This is a genomic window from Streptomyces sp. NPDC050759 (assembly GCF_044456945.1).
Classification (GTDB): domain Bacteria; phylum Actinomycetota; class Actinomycetes; order Streptomycetales; family Streptomycetaceae; genus Streptomyces.
Map to the genome: position 1 here is coordinate 102,479 of NZ_JBITGI010000002.1, position 16,383 is coordinate 118,861.

Sequence of the window (16,383 nt, forward strand, 5' to 3'; positions counted from 1 at the left end):
AGAATCCTATGAAAGAAGCCCCTTTATTCGCTCCGATAACAGCGCGGCGAGCAGACTCGCGAAGCGCTGCGGGACAGCCGCAGCAGCCCGCTGAGACGGCATCCCGCTGCACGAAGTGAGCTCGCCGCGTAAGAACGGAGATGACCTGTATGCCATCAACTGGCGCAGATCAAGACAGGCCGACAGCACTCATCGTCGGGGCCTCGCGTGGCCTCGGCCACGCGATGGCGGCCGAACTCCTCGACCGGGGATGGAGTGTCATCGGTACGGTCCGCGACACCACCACCGGAACGCCTCTGCATGATCTCGCGGACCGGTCTGGCGGGCGCGTGAGTGTCGAGCACCTCGACATCAACGAGCCGGACCACCTGGCGCCCCTGCATGAACACCTCGCCCACCGCCAACTCGACCTGCTCTTTGTCAACGCCGGCACCACGAACAACGAGCAGACCCCGATCGGGGCGGTTCCGGCATCGGACTTCGTCCACGTGATGATCACCAACGCCCTCAGTCCCATGCGCGTGATCGAAGCGCTCGAAGACCTCGTATCCCCCACCGGACTGATCGGCGCGATGTCCTCCGGGCAGGGCAGCATCACGAACAACACGACCGCTGGCCGCGAGGTCTACCGCGGAAGCAAAGCGGCCCTGAACATGTTCATGCGCAGCTTCGCGACCCGGCAGTCCGAGACGCAGCGCGCCTTCGCCCTCCTGGCACCAGGCTGGATTCGCACCGCCCTGGGTGGGCCGGACGCACCGTTCACCGTCGAGGAAAGCGTCCCCCTGCTCGTGGACGTCCTGCTGTCCAAGCTGGGCGTACCCGGTCTGGCATATCTGGACCGATCAGGTCAGACCGTGCCCTGGTGAATGCGCGCCTTCAAGCCATGCCAACGAAAGACGAGGCCACTTCGACGGGGAGCCAATCTGGCAGGGGGTGCGAACGGATCCGCAACTTGATGACACGTACACGCAGTGGCTGAGAAGCCCGTTCCAGTCGAGGCATGCCTCGAGGAGGTGGTCTGGTGACGGTGGAGGTGCAGGAGGCCAGTTCGGCCCGGCCGCTGCCGCTGGATGCCGGGGAGCCGGGCGGGTGCGGCTGGCAACTGGTGCGGGAGCCAGCGACGGAGGCGCGGCCCCACATCCATTGAGCGCGCGTTCGGCCTTCGGACTCGGCTCCGGCCCCCGGTCGGCGAGAGCGCCGACCGGGGGGCGGTAGACGGAGGGCGTGTGGCACCTTGCGGCCCTTACCGCCTGAGTGCGCAGGTCCGCATCTGCCTGCGGTGGCTCATGGGCTACTTCGCTTGGCTGCGCCTGCGCTCCCCGGGCAGTGGCAGGCCGTCGAGGCTCACGCGGGCTGGGGCAGTTGGGCCGTGCTGCGGCGTCGGGCCGTGTGACGTCCGGCCGCTGCATCTCTCTGCCTGGTCCGGGCCTGCGGTGGTGGGCAGTTGCGGGAAGCGGGAGGTGAGAAGCCCGTGCCGGCCGCCTTCGTAGACGTGTCAGTGCACGTGCGGGCCCCCGGTCATCTGCGGCTTGCCGGGTGGTACGAGCCCCAGGGCCAGCGCAGCAGCCACCGCCGCCGCGAGAGCGCAGACGGTGAAAGCGTCCGTGAATCCGCCGATGGAGCCGGACTCGATGCCTGAGGCGGCGACCGTGGAGACGACCGCCACGCCGATCGAGCCGCCGACTTCGTGGAAGGTGTTGACGACGCCGGAGGCGAGGCCCGCCTCGTGGTGTTCGATCATGCCCAGCGCGGTGGTGGTGGCGGTGACGAAGACCGTGCCGAGGCCGAAGGAGGCCAAGACGAAGCCGGGCAGCAGACCTGCATACACACTGCCGTCGGCGGACAGCCGTGTCAGAGGCAGGGATCCGGCGGCGGCGATCGTCATGCCGGCCGCGGCGACGGCGCGGCTGCCGATCCGGCCGACGAGCCGGGAGGCAAGGTGGGCGCCGAGGCCAGTGGCCAGGGCCACCGGCAGGAACAGCAGGCCGGTCTTCAGCGGGCTGAAGCCGCGGACGTGCTGGAGGTAGACCGAGCCGAGGAAGAAGTAGGCGACCAGCAGCGCGGTGGCGATCAGCATCAGGAACGCGCCGGCGAGCACCGGCCGCCGGGTGAACATCCGCAGGTCCATCAGCGGGGCCCGACTGGCCCGTTCGACCGCGGCGAACCCTGCGTACAGTGCCACCGCGGCGGCCAGCGGCAGCAGAGTGGCCGCGTCGGACCAGCCGGAGTCGCCCGCCTCCACCAGGCCGTAGATGAGCAGGCCGGTGCCCGCGGTGACCAGCAGTGCGCCGGGCAGGTCGAGCCGGGCCGGCTGCGGAGCGCAGGCGGGGACGAGCGCGGGCAGGGCGGCGAGAACGGCGAGGCCGATCGGGACGTTGATGAAGAAGACCCACTGCCAGCCGGGCCCGTCGGTCAGCGCACCGCCGATCAGGACGCCGGCGGCCGCGCCCGAGCCGCCGATCGCCGCCCACACGCCCAGCGCCTTGTTGCGCTCGGGGCCGTGGAAGGCGGTGGTGACGATCGAGAGCGCCGCTGGGGAGAGGAGGGCGGCTCCGACGCCCTGGGCGATCCGCCCGCCCAGGAGCATGGCCGCGCCGCCGGCGAGCCCGGTGACCAGCGAGGCAGCGGTGAAGAGGGCGAGTCCGGCGAGGAGAGTGCGGCGGGCGCCGAGGGCGTCGGCGAGGCGGCCGCCGAGCAGCATCAGCCCGCCGAAGCACAGGGTGTAGGCGGTGACCGCCCAGGTCAGTGTCGTCCGGTCGAGGTGGAGGTCGGCGGCCATGTCGGGCAGCGCGACGTTCACCACGGTGACGTCGAGGATCAGCATGAACTGCGCGACGCAGATGAGGGCCAGCCCCGCCCAGCGGCGCGGGTCGGCCGACGGGTGTTGCTGTTCGGGCGCCTGGTGTGCGGCGTTCGCGGAATGGGTCATGACGCGTCCTTGTCGCGAGAGGCGGAGGCGGAGAAGTCCGGGACGGGGGAAGGCGGCACGGCGGCGACGCCGAGCACGGTGACGTCCGCCCCCACGGCCTGAGCGCGGGTGGTGGCAGCCCGACCCGTCCATAACTGAACTGTACGGCCCAGTACATATGAACTCAACTGTTCAGTTCAGTCGGTTGCTAGAATTGCCCCATGAGCGTGGACAACGTCAAGCAGCCCCCCAGCGGCCCCCGGGCGGAGCTGAAACGGCAGGCCATCGTCCGGGCGGCGCGCGAGCTGTTCCTGCGGGAGGGCTTCGGCACTGGTATGGACGCCATCGCCGCCGAGGCGGGCGTGTCCAAGGTGACCGTCTACAACCACTTCGGCAGCAAGGAGGCGCTGTTCACCGCGGTCATCACCAGCGCGCTCGACGAACCCCTGGGCCAGGCCTCCTCGGCCGCGCTCGAAGGACTGGCCGGAGCCCAGGATCTGCGCGCGGCCCTCATCGACGCCGCCCGCGCCTGGGTGCATGCCGTCAGAACCAACAAGGACGTCATCGCCCTGCGCAACCTGGTCGCCGCCGAACAGCACCGCTTCCCAGAACTCGGCCGCGCCTGGAACAGCCATGGCCCCGAGGGCCACCATCCGGCCGTCGCCGGCGCCCTGCGCACGCTCGCGGACCAGGGCCGGCTGGCCATCCCCGACCTGGAAGTCGCGATCATCCAGCTCTACGCGCTGCTGGTCTTTCCCCACATGGTCTTCAGCACGTACGGCACACACATGGACGAGAGCCTCACGGACCGCCTCATCGTCAGCGGCGTGGACATGTTCCTCGGCCACTACGGTCCGAGAAGGGCGACAGGCACCCAGAAGTGAGGCAGCGGACCGGCCGCGTTCAGAGCCTCGCCCCACCGGACTCCAGCGCAGGTTCAGGTGCGACTGGATGAAGTCGTGCAGCTCCGGGTTCTGGCCGATCTTCCCGGTCTTGGGGCGGGGCCGGCGGGCGTCGGCGCGGCGCTGGGCGGTATAGGGCCGGTACTGCCAGCGGCCACCGCGACGTCCTGGCCGCCGAACGCAAGGAACGCGCCCGTGTCCGCAGCGAGAAGGGCATCCGCTGGGGCGGCCGACCCCTCTCGCCGCAAGATCAGGCAACTGGGCGACCGTTCCAGGGCACAGCACGACCTCCGTCGCGGATGTGTCTGGGCTACTTGACCAGCCGGAAGGCGGGATGCCCGACCCAGGCCCGCAGGAACTCCGCCGTTCCCAGCGCCATCCAGTCGTCGTCCGCGATCCCCGACACTCCCGGAAGGCCAGCGACGAGCGACGCCTGTCCGTCCTGCAGCTCGGCTTTGGCCACGCCTCCGATGACGTCCATGACAGCAGCGGTCAGCAGGGCCGTGGTCACGTGGTCGATCTCGCGGTTGCAGCAGGCGCTGACATTGACGGCATGGGTCGGCCTGAAGCCGAGGATGGCCTCCACCTCGGGCTCGTCCGCGTGCTCAGCCTCGAAGGTGCTCTCGTCGCCGACACCCGGTCCCATCAAGTAGACCAGGAACGGCCGACGCCAGTCCTCGCGCTGCGGATTGAATCCCACCAGGGCTGTGAGCTCCTCGTCCGCGATAGTGTCGCCGAGGAGCCGCAGCGGGAACGGGTTTCGCCAGTCCTTCTCTTGCCTGTCCTTCTCTCGCCTGTCCTCGACGCCCAGTCGCTCTGCGGGCACGTTGACGTCGAAGAACCCGGGCCGCTTCTCGTCGAGGTGGGAGGAGAGCCTCACCATCAACGCGCGGAACTCCCGCAGCACAGCCGGGGAGAGCGGCTCCGCCAACTCAATCACCAACGTCGGACCAGACATGCTGGGAGCCTAGTTTGACCGGCTCCGCGACCACTCAAGTTCTTCCCACACCCCGGCCCCCTGGCAGCGGGGCAGAGGGAAAGGGCTGACGCGGTGTGCGGGTGGCGGCCGGTCGGCCGCACATCCACACCATGGCCGTGCTGTGCAGGTTATGAACGCACTATGAGCGTTCCGTTACCGTTCGCACATATTGCTGCAACTTTCGCCTGTAACATCCATCTATATGCCTTATACGAGAAGTTGACACCCCGCCAGACAGACCCCGTACGAGCCCTGGCCGGCCCGCAGCTATCGCCAGGACGCGCCATCCCAGCAACCGCGCGACCGTCACCCAAAAGTGCGTAACAGCCCCTCGAACTCTGCGCCGGTGCCGGCGCCGAGTCGCTGGTCACGCGCGGCCGGCGTGCCGCGGTGTTGGTCGAAAAGACGATGAGCCGCCGATGACGCCGTCGGCATGACATCGCCCCACAACCGCAACCACACATGGCCGTGTGCGGCTCTCCCCCTGCACATCCACTCACTACCGGAGGAGACCGACGTGACCATCACCCTTGAACACCACACACCGCAGACCTTCATCGACCCCTACGCCGCCGACCCGGCCCAGACCGTCTGGCCTCCGGCCGCCACCGGGCAGGACACGGACTACCTGCTGCCGCCACCCAACCCCTCCGAGCGCCTGAGCATCCTCATCACCCCCCGCGACGAGCGCCGCCTGGCGCTGCACGCCGCGCTGACCGTCGCCGGTATCCCGCCCCGGCCCGAGGACCGCGACGCCATCGACCAGCTCAGCGCCCTGCCCGCCGGCATCAACACCACCCTGCAGCGCTGGCTGCACCACACGACATGAAACGGACAGAAACCCGCGAGGTCCCTACGCGCTGGACGCGCACGGAACCCAGAACCAAGTGACCGGCGCGAGAACCCATGGGGCGCTGGCATGGTCGAAGCCGTGAATCACGAGCCTGGGCGTCGGGCCCGGCGCAGGTCGGACTCTTGGCGACGAGAGAAGCCCTGGGTGTGTGAGGGTGGGGCAGCGCCGTCTGGAAGCGTCAGCGGCGGTGGACTGAGCTGAGCCGGGGAAGTACGGGGAACTGTGATGAGCCAGGTGCTGTATAGCGAGCGGTCGTGGAATCCACTGGCGCGGACCGTGGAGTTGACCGAGGACGGGCTGCGGGTGGGCGGCTGGACCATGCCGCTGAGCGAGCTGAACCTCGGTGCCATGGCCGAGGCTTTCCAGCAGGGGTGCTGGCTCGGGGGCGGCGGGACCGAACGGCCCCTGCAGTTGTTTTCGGAGGGGGCCGGGGTCGTCCCGGTGACCCGGGTCACCGGGACCGCCAGGCCGGTGCGGGTGCGGCAAGCCGCCCAGTTCGCCCGTGAGCTGGGCGCGATGGCGGTACGGCAGTGCGGCGGGCCCCAGCAGGTGGCCGCCCTGGCAGCCCGCGCCCAGGCCGAGGGTGTACCGCTGTGGATCGCGCGGCGGCACACGCTGGGGCCTGCGGGCCCGGTCACCGTCGCCCTCGACCGGCGTCTGGGGCGCGTGGACGTGTGGGGACCGCACGCACCCGTCGTACGGATCCGGGCGCCGCACGGTTTCCAGCCCGATGCCGCCGACCCGTCCAAGGGCCTGCGTCTGACCGTCGGCGATGTTCCGGCGCAGCTCAGCCTGAACAAGAAGAAGCGCAAATCCAAGAGTTCCGTGGAGGTGCGGCTGCCCGAGCGGCAGTGGGTGCTGCGGCGGGAGAGCGCGCTCACTTCGTGGCTGCTGGGCGGTGAGCGGCCGGTCGCCCTGCTGACGTGTCCCCCGCGCCGCCCGGTGCTCGCGCCGGGCACGCTGCTTCGGCCGCTGGCCGACGTGCCGTACGAGAGCACCGACCCGCTGGATGCCGTTATGGCGCACGTCTTCGCCGTCGCTTTCGGGCTCGGGGACGCGACGGGCATGGCGAGGTTGGGGCCGGAGCGGCGCCCGACGGTCGCCGGGGGCGAGCCGTTCGCCACCGACGCGACGTGGGACCGCCCGTGGTTCAGCAACCTCGGGAGCGGCAGTTATGACAACGAGCCCGGTGGCGGCGACGGTTGGGGCTGGGACGGCGACGGGGTGGATTCCGGAGGGAACGACAGCTCAGGCGGCGACGGAGGTGGAGGCGACTAGGGCGTGTACCAAAAGTAGATCTTGGTGATGGCCTCGCCTTACTTCAGAGGTAATCGTCTCCGCGTGCCCACGCTGGCAGGGTTGATGATCTCTCCGCGTCGGAGGACGCGGACCAGGACGGAGAGGTCAGCCATGTCCATGGCCGCACTTACGAACACGCGCACCGTGGTTGAGGAGTTGCTGCGCAGAATTGGCGAGGGCGAGCCCGACCGCATCGCCGAGCTGTATGCCGAGCAGTGTGATTGGAAGCTCGACTGGCCGGATGCCGAGCACGGCCGTACGGCTACGCCGTGGATCCGGCACCGGTCCACCCGGGCCGACGCGGCCGCCCACTATCGCGAGCTTGCCGAGCACCACGTGCCGGAGTATGTGGCAACTAAGGTCGAGCGCATCCTTATCGACGGAAGCAACGCGGTCGTGCTCGGCGAGATCCGTCAGACCGCCCGGCCCACGGGACGTGCCTATCAGGCGCGGTTCGCTCTGCATCTCACCGTCGAAGACGGCCTTGTCACCCGGCACCATGTCTACGAGGACAGCCTGGCCGTCGCCCAGGCCTTCGAGGCGGAGAATCGGTGAAAGACCACCGGTCCAGCGAGATGCTGCTCACAGCCACTCGTTGATGGCCGCGACGAGGACGGTCGCCTCGTAGCGGACCGCGAGCTTGTCGTCCCTCGTGGCCACGGCCCGGTGCCTCTTGAGGCGATTGATGCCGCACTCGACCGCGCGCCGCGCCTTGTAATCCTGCGGGTCGAACTTCGGTGGCCGGCCGCCGCGCGAGCCGCGCTTCTTGCGGTTGCGGGCCTGGTCGACCTTGGCCGGGATGGTGCATCGGATCCCGCGGCGGCGCAGGTAGGCACGGCTCTTCCGGGAGGCGTACGCCTGTCGGCGCGCACCCGCCTGGGTCGGTTGCGCGACCTGCCCGGCCCCAGCCGGGGAACCCGGATGCGGCCGAGGACGGCCTCGAACTGCGGGGAGTCCCCGCGCTGTCCGGCGGTGATCACGATGGACATGGGCTTTTGCCCCTGCTCGACGGCCAGATGCACCTTGGTGGTCAGACCGCCGCGTGAACGCCCGAACCCGTGGTCGGCCGACTCGGTGGCAATGCCGCCGGGCGGCTCCTTCTGAAGCTCCCCTTTTTCCTCGCACCGGCGGCGTGCTGGTGAGTCCGGCAGACGGTGGAGTCAACGTTCAAGTCCCAGATGATCAGGTCTTTCGCGTCGGCCTGGGCCTGAAGCTGGGTGAAGGTGCTTTGCCTCAGGAACCGTGCCAGGGCAGCTCCGTAGGAACCGGCAAGCCGGTCGACTATCTCCCGGCGAGGTTCGGGCGCGGGCCGCAACCGGGCTCCCGTACACGCCACCCTGTCCTTCAAGATGCGAGCTTGCAGAAACGTGTGGGTCACATCAATAATCCACGGGCCGTAATCGATCACTGGGAGGCTTCCCCGGTCTTCATTCCAGACCGAATGGGAGCCCAGTCATGGCACAGCCTCAGGTCGGGCCGGGAACGAGTCGCCGAGCGTTCCTGCGCCGCGTTGGAGTAGCCGGTGGCGCCGGAGCCATGTTCGCCACCATGGGGGCCCTCGGCCTCGCGCCCACGGCCGCCTACGCGGCAGAGAAGGAGGCGTCCTTCCAGGCACCGCGCCGCAGCGACTTCACCCTTCAGGGACGCGGCGGCAAGCCTGCCAGAGTGGTCGTCATCGGAGGCGGCATCGCGGGTCTCACCTCAGCTTACGAGCTGGGGAAGGCCGGCTACGACTGTACGATCCTCGAGGCCAGGGACCGCGTCGGTGGCCGAAACCTCACCATCCGCGGCGGCGACAGCCTCACGGACATCAACGGCAGCAGCCAGACGGCCCACTTCAGCAAGGGCCAGTACATGAATGCGGGCCCGGCCCGCCTCGCCCAATGGATGGTCACCCTCGACTACTGTCGCGAACTCGGCGTCCCGATCGAGGTCTTCACCAACACCAATGCCAGTGCGCTCATCTACAACCCGGGCCAGGGCATGACGAAACCGGTCCACTACCGGACCGCGAAGGCCGACGTGTACGGCTATGTCTCCGAGCTGCTCTCCAAGGCCACCAACGCAGGCGCTCTCGACGGCGAGTTGACGGCCGACGACAAGGAGCGGCTGCTCACTTTCCTCAAGAGCTACGGCTCGCTCGGCGCCGACTACACGTACACCGGCACCGAACACCGCGGGTTCACCGTCGACCCCGGCGCCTCCGGGACGCCCGGTGAGGAACTCGGCAGCGTTCCATCGCTCTCGGACGTCTTCGCCTCCAACGTGGGCCGCACCTTCTCGTTCGAATTCGGTTACGACCAGGCGATGCTGATGTTCCAACCCGTCGGCGGGATGGACCAGATACCCAAGGCTTTCGCGCGCGCCATCGGACACGAGAAGATCCGCACCGGCGCGGCCGTGACCGATATCAAGAACACGATGGACGGCGTGGTCGTCACCTACACCCAAGGCGGCCGTTCCCGTGTGATCAAGGCCGACTACTGCATCGCCACCCTGGCACCGCATATCCTCGCGAAGACCCCGCACAACCTCGGCACCAAGGTGCAGAGCTCGCTCCTCGCCGTGAAGCCCGCCAACGCCTCCAAGATCGGCCTCGAGTACCAGAGCCGGTGGTGGGAGAAGGACCTCAAAATCTTCGGCGGTATTACCGAGACCGACATGGACCTGGACCACATCTGGTACCCGTCCTATGGCCACCTCGGCGACCGTGGCCTGATCATCGGCTACTACAACACCGGTGCTCACTCGGACGTGTATTCGGCGCTCACCCCGCCCCAACGGCTGGAGCGTGCTGTCGCGCAGGGCGTCATGATCCATGGCGACAAGTACCGTACCGAGTTGGCGGCTTCCTTCTCCCATCAGTGGAAGCTCGCCCCGTACCTCGAGGGAGCCTGGCACTCGATGCCCGGGGGCCCCGACGCGCCGGCGTACGCGCCGCTCAACATGGCGCAAGGCAATGTGTACTTCGCCGGTGACTACCTGAGCTATCTCGACGCCTGGCAACACGGGGCGATCTCCTCGGCACGCAAGATCGTCACGGAGCTCCATGCGCGCGTGCTCGCCTCCTGACGTTCTCCTTCGGCGGCGCGCGGATCGATTCGGACGGGCGGGCGCCAGATAGCCGATGGTTCGCCGGTGGCTGGTCCGTATGCGGGCCGCAAGGCCGCAGGCGGTCTGTTCTGCGGCAACTTTCGCCGAGGACCACGACACCGCCGCCCTCGCCGCGGACGTAGCCATTGGCCCGGACGTCGAAGGTGTGGCAGCGGCCGTCCGGGGAGAGGCCGCCGAACTTCCAGGCCCCATGGTGCTTTCGGCCAGGAGCTTCAGATCGACGCCACCGGCGAGGGCCAGCGTGGCTTCGCCCCTCGCCAGGCTCTCGCAGGCCAGATGCACGGCGACCAGTGAGGAGGACTGCCTGCCCCGTGTCCACCGCGAGGCTCGGTCCGCCCAGCCCAAGCAGGTAGGAGACCCGGTTGGCGATGATGCCGCGCTGCGATCCGGTCGGCGAGGTGCGGCTCGACCGCATCACGTCCCGCGTGGCCTCGCTCCCGGTCGACCTCCTCCGCCACGAGCTCTTCCGCACGCACAACTCTGTACCGGAGGAGACCCTGGAGCAGATCGTCGACGACGTCTTCTTTCCGCTCCTGCACCGCTGAGCGCCTGTCAGGGTTGTGGACAGCACGTTACCGGCCTTGTGACGACACGACTTGTGGACACCGGTCCGACATCCGAACGCTTCTGACGGCTCTTGATCGGACAGCCTCCGGCCAGCCAACATCACACGAGTGGTTCGTGAGGCGCTGGCTGGCGCGTCGGGCTCGCTCGTAACCGCCCAGGGCCAGTTGAGGAGCCGTCAGAAACAGCCTGGCCGCCCATTTCAGAAGGCGTGCGCCATCAGCTCCGCGAACAGCGCGTGCTCGTCGACCTCCAGACCCCGCGAGCGGAACCAGCCGCAGATGTTGGCGCAGTCCCGCTGGAGGAAGTCCATCCCGTTGAGGTTGCCGACCAGGTCGACGATCTGTGGCAGGTCGATGATGACCAGCCGCTCGCCCGCCGCCAGGATGTTGTACGCCGAGAGGTCGCCGTGCACGAGGCCGCTCTGCACCATCGTCGCGAGCGCGTCGGTCAGCTGCTCGAAGTAGGCCGCCAGCAGCTCGCGTGAGGGCCGAACCTGGGCGAGCCGGGGCGCGGTCGCGACGGTGTCGTCCTCATCGACGACGGTGATCCACTCCATCAGGACCTCGGTGCCGTCGATCTGGACCGGATAGGGAACCGGCAGCCCGAGATTCCAGAGCCGCACCAGCGCACCCCACTCGGACACCGCCCACTCGCCGGCCGCGACCTGCCGACCGAAGGTGCTCTTCCGTTTGACGGCCCGCTCGTCACGTGAGCGCTTCATCGAACGGCCCTCGGTGTAGGAGGCGGAGCGGTGGAAGGACCGGTGCTCGGCAGAGCGGTACCGCTTGGCCGCCATGACCACGCCGCCGGCGGGGTCGAGCGGGTCGGCGCGCTCGACGAGGTGGACGTCGGCCTCCTTGCCGGTCTTGAGGACGCCGAGCTCGGTGTCGATCGCGCCCTGCGAGGTCACCACCCAGTCCGGGAGCGGCTCGGGGCCTCGGCAGAGGGGTTCGACGCTGAGCCAGGTCGACCAGCGCTGGCCGTCCTCGAGGTCGTCGTAGGCACGGAAGTCGAAGACGAACCGCTCGTCGACGTCGCTCAGGTCGTGCGACTGCGGGACGTAGCGGTCGGCGTCGGTGCTGAAGGCGTCAGGAAATGCCGGGTGTTGAGGGTGCTGGTGCTGCGAGAGATCGTCGTGAGACATCGCTGGAAGTGCTCCATGAGGCGAGAGGGAGGCGGTCTGCGGGCAGGCCGAGAACAGTCGTAGTCACGGTCGTGCCTCCTCTCGTGGAGCACCGGGCAGCTCCCGGTGACCCGCCCATGGTGCGGGTGGGACACGGGGCACAGCAACCGAATAAAGTCGGCCCGCGTCGAGCGGCCCCAGCTGTGCCGCCGGCTCCGGCGTGATCCTCCGGACCGAGCTCGACCTGTTGCTCTTCGTAGGACGCCCCGACGCATGGCGTCGTGGTCGACACCCCGACGGGCAAGAAGTGCTGTCCTCCGGCCCGACGACGACCGCTACGCGGACAGCGGCGCCCTGATCATCCCGGCCGGGCACTCTCCGGCCGACCGCCACGCTGACCCCGTCGTCTCCCCTTTCGCCAGCTTGAGCAGCCGCAACGTCTCCACCGGTCCGTCGCACGCCTTAGCGGTCGCGGTCGCGCGGCCGGACAGCGCCGCGCGGGCCGCCGCTTCGGTGTCGATGGCGTCGGTCTTGCCGCGGCGCCGACGGACGGCCGTCGGGCTGGTCGACCTCGGTCACCTCGATGCCCTCGGCGCTGAGGTGGCGGGCCGGCGCGGCGCCGTAGGAGCCGGTGCACTCCACCCCGGCTCGTCGAAGGGTGCCGAACGAGCGTGCCCAGGCGACGAGTTACTGATAGCCCTCGGTGGTGGCCGGGAAGATGCGGCCGTCCAGGGCGACGCCGAGGGTGGTGATGACGGCTGCGGCGTGGACGTCCTTGTGGGTGTCGACGCCGAGCAGGACCTCCTCCGCGGCGTCGAGCGGGACGTGACACGGGGCAGCGGCTTGTGGGCTGCGTGATGCGGGCTGCGTGATGCGTGATGCTGGGCGGGGTCACCTGTCTCCTGATCGCCTCGGGACCGGTGCCGTCGCAGGGCCGGGGAGGTCAAGACGGTGACGGTGCCTGTCGCGAAGGCCCTATCGGGACACATCTCCTGCCCTGCGGCAGCTGATGCCGCTCCGGGTGGTGGCCCACAGATCAACACTCAGGGCACGAGGCCAGTCGTAGCGCGAGTCAGGCCACCACTCGAAGCGGCACCTGATCATCCTCACAGTCGTAGGGGACCTTGCCGCGCGGCACGCCGCCCAGCACTTGAAGCGCGTGGACGTGGCCTTCCAGGAACGCTTCCTGCCCGCACGAAGCGAGACCAGGAGGCGACCACTGCCGCCACGCTGCCCTGGGTGGTGCTCGATGGCGCCGCGGCCGATCAGACCGGCAAGCGAGTTTCTTCGGGAGCTGCCGGCTTGCGGCAACACTCCGACTTCCTGCCGGTCCTATGCCTTGGACCTGCTGCGCTGGTTCCGGTTCCTCGCCGCAGTGGACGTCGAACGGAGCCGTGCGAAGCGCGTGGACGTACGCGACTTCGTCCTCTGGCTCCGCACATGGCACAACCCGGCGCGGGACAGGCGTCACCCGGACGCACCCGTGCCGGGGTCGCTGAACGCGCGCACCGGCAAGGCGTACCTGAAGTCGGGCTACGCCCCGGCGAACCATCAACCATGCGGTGTCGGTGCTGTCGGCGTTCTACGACCACCATCGGCAAACCGGGCATGGTCCACTGGTCTCCCCGGTACCACCGCAGTCCCGTGACGGGCGCCGGCTGGAGGCGCATCACAACCCGCTGAGGCCTTTCCGGCTGCACCGCCGGAGCGCCTACCGCAACAGAAGCAGGTCGACCGCGAGCCCCGGGCGGTCCCAGACGATGTCGTCGAGGACCTGTTCACCTCGCTGGGCTGCCACCGCAAACGGGCACTGTTCTCCCTGTTCTTGTCCAGCGGCGCACGGGCGCCGAGATGCCGGGCATGACGATCGGCGATGTCCACCCGGGTGAGGGCCGGATCTACGTGCAGACCAAGGGCCTGGGCGGGGCGAAGGAAGCATGCCCGGGCCTCACCGGCAGCCTTCGCCTGCTGGCATGGGAACGGGCTCTTCCTTGTATTCGGTGCTTGTGTGAGGGATCCGGCGTGGGTTTTAAGGGGTCAACACGATGCGCTGCCCGGGACCGGTGGAGGTGTTCCACGATTGCTCGACCTGGGACAGGGGCATCGCTACGGGGGCCACGGCCAGGTCGCCTGCGGTGATCTCGGCGGCAAGGGAGGGAAGTTCGGCGAGGATGCCGGCTGTGGTCACCGAGCCCTGGCCGCTGCCCATGACGGTGAGAGCTCCGGCGCGCAGCAGGTAGGACGGCAGGGTGATCTCTTGTCCGGCGACTGAGCCGATGTGGATCCAGGTCAGTGGCTTGGAGCGGTCAGTGCGGGCGGTCAACACCGCGGGTATCGCGCGCTCGGTGGGGTGGCCCCACAGGTAGTCGATGACAACGTCGACGTCCGCGGCCGCCCGGCCGAGCCGCTCGGCGACGTCCTTCTCGTCGCCGTCGAGGCTGACCGTCTCGTCGGCGCCGAAGTCCCTGAGCAGGTCGAGGCGCTGCGCGTTGCGGCCGGCGCCGACGACGCGGGAGGCGCCGAGGCGCCTGGCGATCTGGACGGCGAGTTGTCCGGCGTTGCCGGTGGCGCCCAGCACCAGGATGGAGTCGCCGGCCTGGAAGCCGATGCGGCGGCGCAGCGCCACCCAGGAGGAGATGCCGGGGTTCATGGCCGCGGCCACGGCGAGGGGGTCGGTTCCGGGCGGCAGGGTGATGGCACGGCGGCGGTCGGCGACGGCCTGTTCTGCCATGGCGCCCAGCGCGGTGTCCGGGGCGACGAAGTAGAGCAGTTCACCCTCTGCGGTGCAGCCGACCGCGTCGATGCCGGGGATCAACGGCAGAGTGCCGTCGGAGGTGTAGTGGCTGCCGTCGGCGGAGGAGCGCACCCGCGGATGCAGACCGGCCGCGAGGACGTTGACGAGTACCTCGTGCGCACCCGAGGGAGTGGGCGTCTCGAACTCCCCGTAGCAGCGAGGAGCGTCGAAGGAGCGAACGACTGCTGCGCGCATGGGAGTCTCCGGTTTCTCGTTGCCTGCGCCGCGCCGGCTGCAATGGCCGGCGGCGCGGCGGAACAGCCGCCACCGCCACCCGAATTTGGTTTGCGGCACGTACTAAATCGAAGATAGTTTGTGGCACGTACCAATGCAACTAGACTGGCCGCATGACCACCGAGCCCGCCGCCCCGTCCGGCAGTACCGACGATCGCCCCTTGAACACCGCGGACGCCCTGGTGCAGCTGTCCTTCCTGATCCAGCGCATCCTGTCCGCCACCGGCGCCGGGCACGATCTGTCGGTCATCCAGATGCGACTGCTCGGCGTGCTGCGCGACCGGCAGGCCGGCATGCTCGAACTCGGCAGCCACCTCGGCCTGGACAAGTCCTCCATGACCGGCCTGGTCAGCCGCGCCGAGAAACGCGGCCTGGTGAGACGCTCACCGTCCCCTCACGACGGCCGGTCCGTGCTCGTCTCCCTCACCCCGTACGGCCGACAGCTCGCCGACGAGGGCAGTGCGGAAATCGGCCGCCGCATCACCGAGCTCGCCGGACACCTCACCTCGACCGAACGCACCCAGCTCACCCAACTCGCCGCTGCTCTGCTGCGCGTCCAACCCGCCGCGGCCCCCGGGCGCTGATCACCGACGCCCGGTCCGCAGCCACACCGCCACCCACGGGATCACCAGCGCCGTCAACCAGGTTTCTGAACCGGCAATACACACGCGTCAGGGGATCAACAGCGAACTTCACCGAAGCCATTCAGGGCGCGTATCGAGTCGTGATCAAACTGTCCACTTCGCCCGCCGCCTGTGCGACTCGCGTGAGAGCATCCGTCCATGAGCAGCGACCTGGAAGTGAGTGCTCTGGCGATCAACGTCACGATCCCGCCAGCGCTCCGCTGGACGGACACGCGACGTGGTGAAGAGTTCCAACTGACCACGCTCAACATCCGGCTTCTCCCGGACGGTCACCTCGCTGCGAAAGCCTATGGCCGACCAGTCGGCGGTGGTCGGGGTGCATATGTCTCGTTCCCGGTCCCCGACGAACCAGAACTGGCGGCTCTGGTTGTCGACGCAGCCAGCCGCGCCGGGACGTTGTGGGCCGCCCATCGCGGTCTCGGCTGAGCCTAGTTCGGCTCGAGGGCAGACCCTGGCAGTTCCGGACTCCGCTCTCGCGGCGGGGTCTGGTCCGGTAGATCTTCGTGTATGACGCGACTGCAACTGACGGACACAGAGTGGGAGTTCATCGGGCCTTACCTGCCGATCGGCGCGTACGGCCCGTACCCGAGCGGCTGCGGCAGCAGTTCGAGGGTGTGATCTGGCGGTTCAGGACATTTGCCCGAACCACCTGGCGAACGCTGCTTCTTCTCGCCGACGAAGCAAGACGTGACCGACCGGATCGGGAACGTCACCCGGCAGCATTACGAACCGCGCGTCACTCAGGCGAAAGGGCTGATCGCGCAGGTCGCCCGCGCGCTGTTCGTCCTGGGCGACATGGCGCTGGAGATCGGACCGATGCGTCCGGTGCGCAACAACGTCCGCGGCCTGGAGGCCGCGGGTCGGGAGCTCGGTCTGCGGGGGCGTTCCACGGTGGTTGTGGCCGGATTTCGTCACCGGTGGGTCACAGGGCGGAGTGCGGGAGAACTGCCGGCTCAACGGTTCTGT

Annotated in this window: 13 protein-coding genes and 2 pseudogenes; 10 read left to right on the forward strand and 5 right to left on the reverse strand. The window is 68.9% G+C overall.

Annotation, left to right across the window (positions count from 1 at the left end; translation table 11 throughout):
• Positions 1-149: 149 nt before the first annotated feature.
• Positions 150-866, forward strand: a complete 717-nt coding sequence (locus ACIBJB_RS06260) for an SDR family NAD(P)-dependent oxidoreductase (RefSeq protein WP_398927048.1) — start codon at positions 150-152, stop codon at positions 864-866.
• A gap of 629 nt (positions 867-1,495) precedes the next feature.
• On the opposite strand, the gene ACIBJB_RS06265 is transcribed toward ACIBJB_RS06260, so the two are convergent.
• The gene (locus ACIBJB_RS06265; protein ID WP_398927050.1) at positions 1,496-2,929 is read right to left on the reverse strand and encodes an MFS transporter; all 1,434 of its coding nucleotides are present in this window, start codon (positions 2,927-2,929) and stop codon (positions 1,496-1,498) included.
• Positions 2,930-3,129: 200 nt separating this feature from the next.
• Here ACIBJB_RS06265 and ACIBJB_RS06270 point away from each other — a divergent pair, with 200 nt between their 5' ends.
• Together ACIBJB_RS06270 and ACIBJB_RS06275 are read left to right on the forward strand one after the other, a co-directional pair.
• Positions 3,130-3,792, forward strand: a complete 663-nt coding sequence (locus ACIBJB_RS06270; RefSeq protein ID WP_398927052.1) for a TetR/AcrR family transcriptional regulator — start codon at positions 3,130-3,132, stop codon at positions 3,790-3,792.
• A gap of 173 nt (positions 3,793-3,965) precedes the next feature.
• Positions 3,966-4,052, forward strand: a pseudogene (locus ACIBJB_RS06275) (integrase); the annotation flags it as partial.
• 68 nt (positions 4,053-4,120) lie between these two features.
• Here ACIBJB_RS06275 and ACIBJB_RS06280 read toward each other — a convergent pair.
• Positions 4,121-4,768 (reverse strand): DUF6368 family protein, encoded by a 648-nt coding sequence (locus tag ACIBJB_RS06280; protein WP_398927054.1) that lies wholly within the window; start codon positions 4,766-4,768, stop codon positions 4,121-4,123.
• 538 nt (positions 4,769-5,306) lie between these two features.
• Between ACIBJB_RS06280 and ACIBJB_RS06285 the strand changes: the two genes are divergently transcribed.
• From ACIBJB_RS06285 to ACIBJB_RS06300, 4 genes are all read left to right on the forward strand, one after another.
• Positions 5,307-5,618, forward strand: a complete 312-nt coding sequence (locus ACIBJB_RS06285; protein ID WP_398927056.1) for a hypothetical protein — start codon at positions 5,307-5,309, stop codon at positions 5,616-5,618.
• A gap of 249 nt (positions 5,619-5,867) precedes the next feature.
• The gene (locus ACIBJB_RS06290; protein WP_398927058.1) at positions 5,868-6,920 is read left to right on the forward strand and encodes a hypothetical protein; all 1,053 of its coding nucleotides are present in this window, start codon (positions 5,868-5,870) and stop codon (positions 6,918-6,920) included.
• A 132-nt stretch (positions 6,921-7,052) separates the two neighbouring features.
• Positions 7,053-7,496 (forward strand): nuclear transport factor 2 family protein, encoded by a 444-nt coding sequence (locus tag ACIBJB_RS06295; RefSeq protein ID WP_398927060.1) that lies wholly within the window; start codon positions 7,053-7,055, stop codon positions 7,494-7,496.
• A gap of 900 nt (positions 7,497-8,396) precedes the next feature.
• Positions 8,397-10,013: a flavin monoamine oxidase family protein gene (locus ACIBJB_RS06300; protein ID WP_398927062.1), complete on the forward strand. Its 1,617-nt coding sequence runs from the start codon at positions 8,397-8,399 to the stop codon at positions 10,011-10,013.
• Here the strand turns inward: ACIBJB_RS06300 and ACIBJB_RS06305 are convergent.
• Positions 9,979-10,337 (reverse strand): annotated as a pseudogene (locus tag ACIBJB_RS06305) (beta-ketoacyl synthase N-terminal-like domain-containing protein). The gene ACIBJB_RS06300 and the pseudogene ACIBJB_RS06305 overlap by 35 nt on opposite strands.
• A gap of 484 nt (positions 10,338-10,821) precedes the next feature.
• Positions 10,822-11,766 (reverse strand): serine protein kinase RIO, encoded by a 945-nt coding sequence (locus tag ACIBJB_RS06310; RefSeq protein WP_398927065.1) that lies wholly within the window; start codon positions 11,764-11,766, stop codon positions 10,822-10,824.
• 252 nt (positions 11,767-12,018) lie between these two features.
• Here ACIBJB_RS06310 and ACIBJB_RS06315 point away from each other — a divergent pair, with 252 nt between their 5' ends.
• Entirely contained in the window at positions 12,019-12,603 is a 585-nt protein-coding gene (locus tag ACIBJB_RS06315; protein ID WP_398927067.1) for a hypothetical protein, read from the forward strand.
• 1,171 nt (positions 12,604-13,774) lie between these two features.
• On the opposite strand, the gene ACIBJB_RS06320 is transcribed toward ACIBJB_RS06315, so the two are convergent.
• Complete coding sequence (locus ACIBJB_RS06320; protein ID WP_398927068.1) at positions 13,775-14,734, reverse strand: zinc-binding alcohol dehydrogenase family protein; 960 nt, start codon at positions 14,732-14,734, stop codon at positions 13,775-13,777.
• A gap of 152 nt (positions 14,735-14,886) precedes the next feature.
• Between ACIBJB_RS06320 and ACIBJB_RS06325 the strand changes: the two genes are divergently transcribed.
• Both ACIBJB_RS06325 and ACIBJB_RS06330 read left to right on the forward strand, forming a co-directional pair.
• Complete coding sequence (locus tag ACIBJB_RS06325; RefSeq protein WP_398927071.1) at positions 14,887-15,357, forward strand: MarR family winged helix-turn-helix transcriptional regulator; 471 nt, start codon at positions 14,887-14,889, stop codon at positions 15,355-15,357.
• A gap of 198 nt (positions 15,358-15,555) precedes the next feature.
• Positions 15,556-15,843 carry a hypothetical protein gene (locus ACIBJB_RS06330; protein WP_398927073.1) on the forward strand — a complete coding sequence of 96 codons (288 nt, stop codon included), beginning with the start codon at positions 15,556-15,558 and terminating at the stop codon, positions 15,841-15,843.
• Positions 15,844-16,383 lie beyond the last annotated feature (540 nt).

Excerpts from the sequence above, each read along its gene's own strand:
- ACIBJB_RS06325 (WP_398927071.1), top strand. The coding sequence starts at position 14,887 with ATGACCACCGAGCCCGCCGCCCCGTCCGGCAGTACCGACGATCGCCCC.
- ACIBJB_RS06300 (WP_398927062.1), top strand. The coding sequence starts at position 8,397 with ATGGCACAGCCTCAGGTCGGGCCGGGAACGAGTCGCCGAGCGTTCCTG.
- ACIBJB_RS06310 (WP_398927065.1), bottom strand. The coding sequence starts at position 11,766 with ATGTCTCACGACGATCTCTCGCAGCACCAGCACCCTCAACACCCGGCA.
- ACIBJB_RS06320 (WP_398927068.1), bottom strand. The coding sequence starts at position 14,734 with ATGCGCGCAGCAGTCGTTCGCTCCTTCGACGCTCCTCGCTGCTACGGG.
- ACIBJB_RS06265 (WP_398927050.1), bottom strand. The coding sequence starts at position 2,929 with ATGACCCATTCCGCGAACGCCGCACACCAGGCGCCCGAACAGCAACAC.
- ACIBJB_RS06295 (WP_398927060.1), top strand. The coding sequence starts at position 7,053 with ATGTCCATGGCCGCACTTACGAACACGCGCACCGTGGTTGAGGAGTTG.
- ACIBJB_RS06290 (WP_398927058.1), top strand. The coding sequence starts at position 5,868 with ATGAGCCAGGTGCTGTATAGCGAGCGGTCGTGGAATCCACTGGCGCGG.
- ACIBJB_RS06260 (WP_398927048.1), top strand. The coding sequence starts at position 150 with ATGCCATCAACTGGCGCAGATCAAGACAGGCCGACAGCACTCATCGTC.
- ACIBJB_RS06330 (WP_398927073.1), top strand. The coding sequence starts at position 15,556 with ATGAGCAGCGACCTGGAAGTGAGTGCTCTGGCGATCAACGTCACGATC.
- ACIBJB_RS06280 (WP_398927054.1), bottom strand. The coding sequence starts at position 4,768 with ATGTCTGGTCCGACGTTGGTGATTGAGTTGGCGGAGCCGCTCTCCCCG.
- ACIBJB_RS06270 (WP_398927052.1), top strand. The coding sequence starts at position 3,130 with ATGAGCGTGGACAACGTCAAGCAGCCCCCCAGCGGCCCCCGGGCGGAG.
- ACIBJB_RS06315 (WP_398927067.1), top strand. The coding sequence starts at position 12,019 with ATGGCGTCGTGGTCGACACCCCGACGGGCAAGAAGTGCTGTCCTCCGG.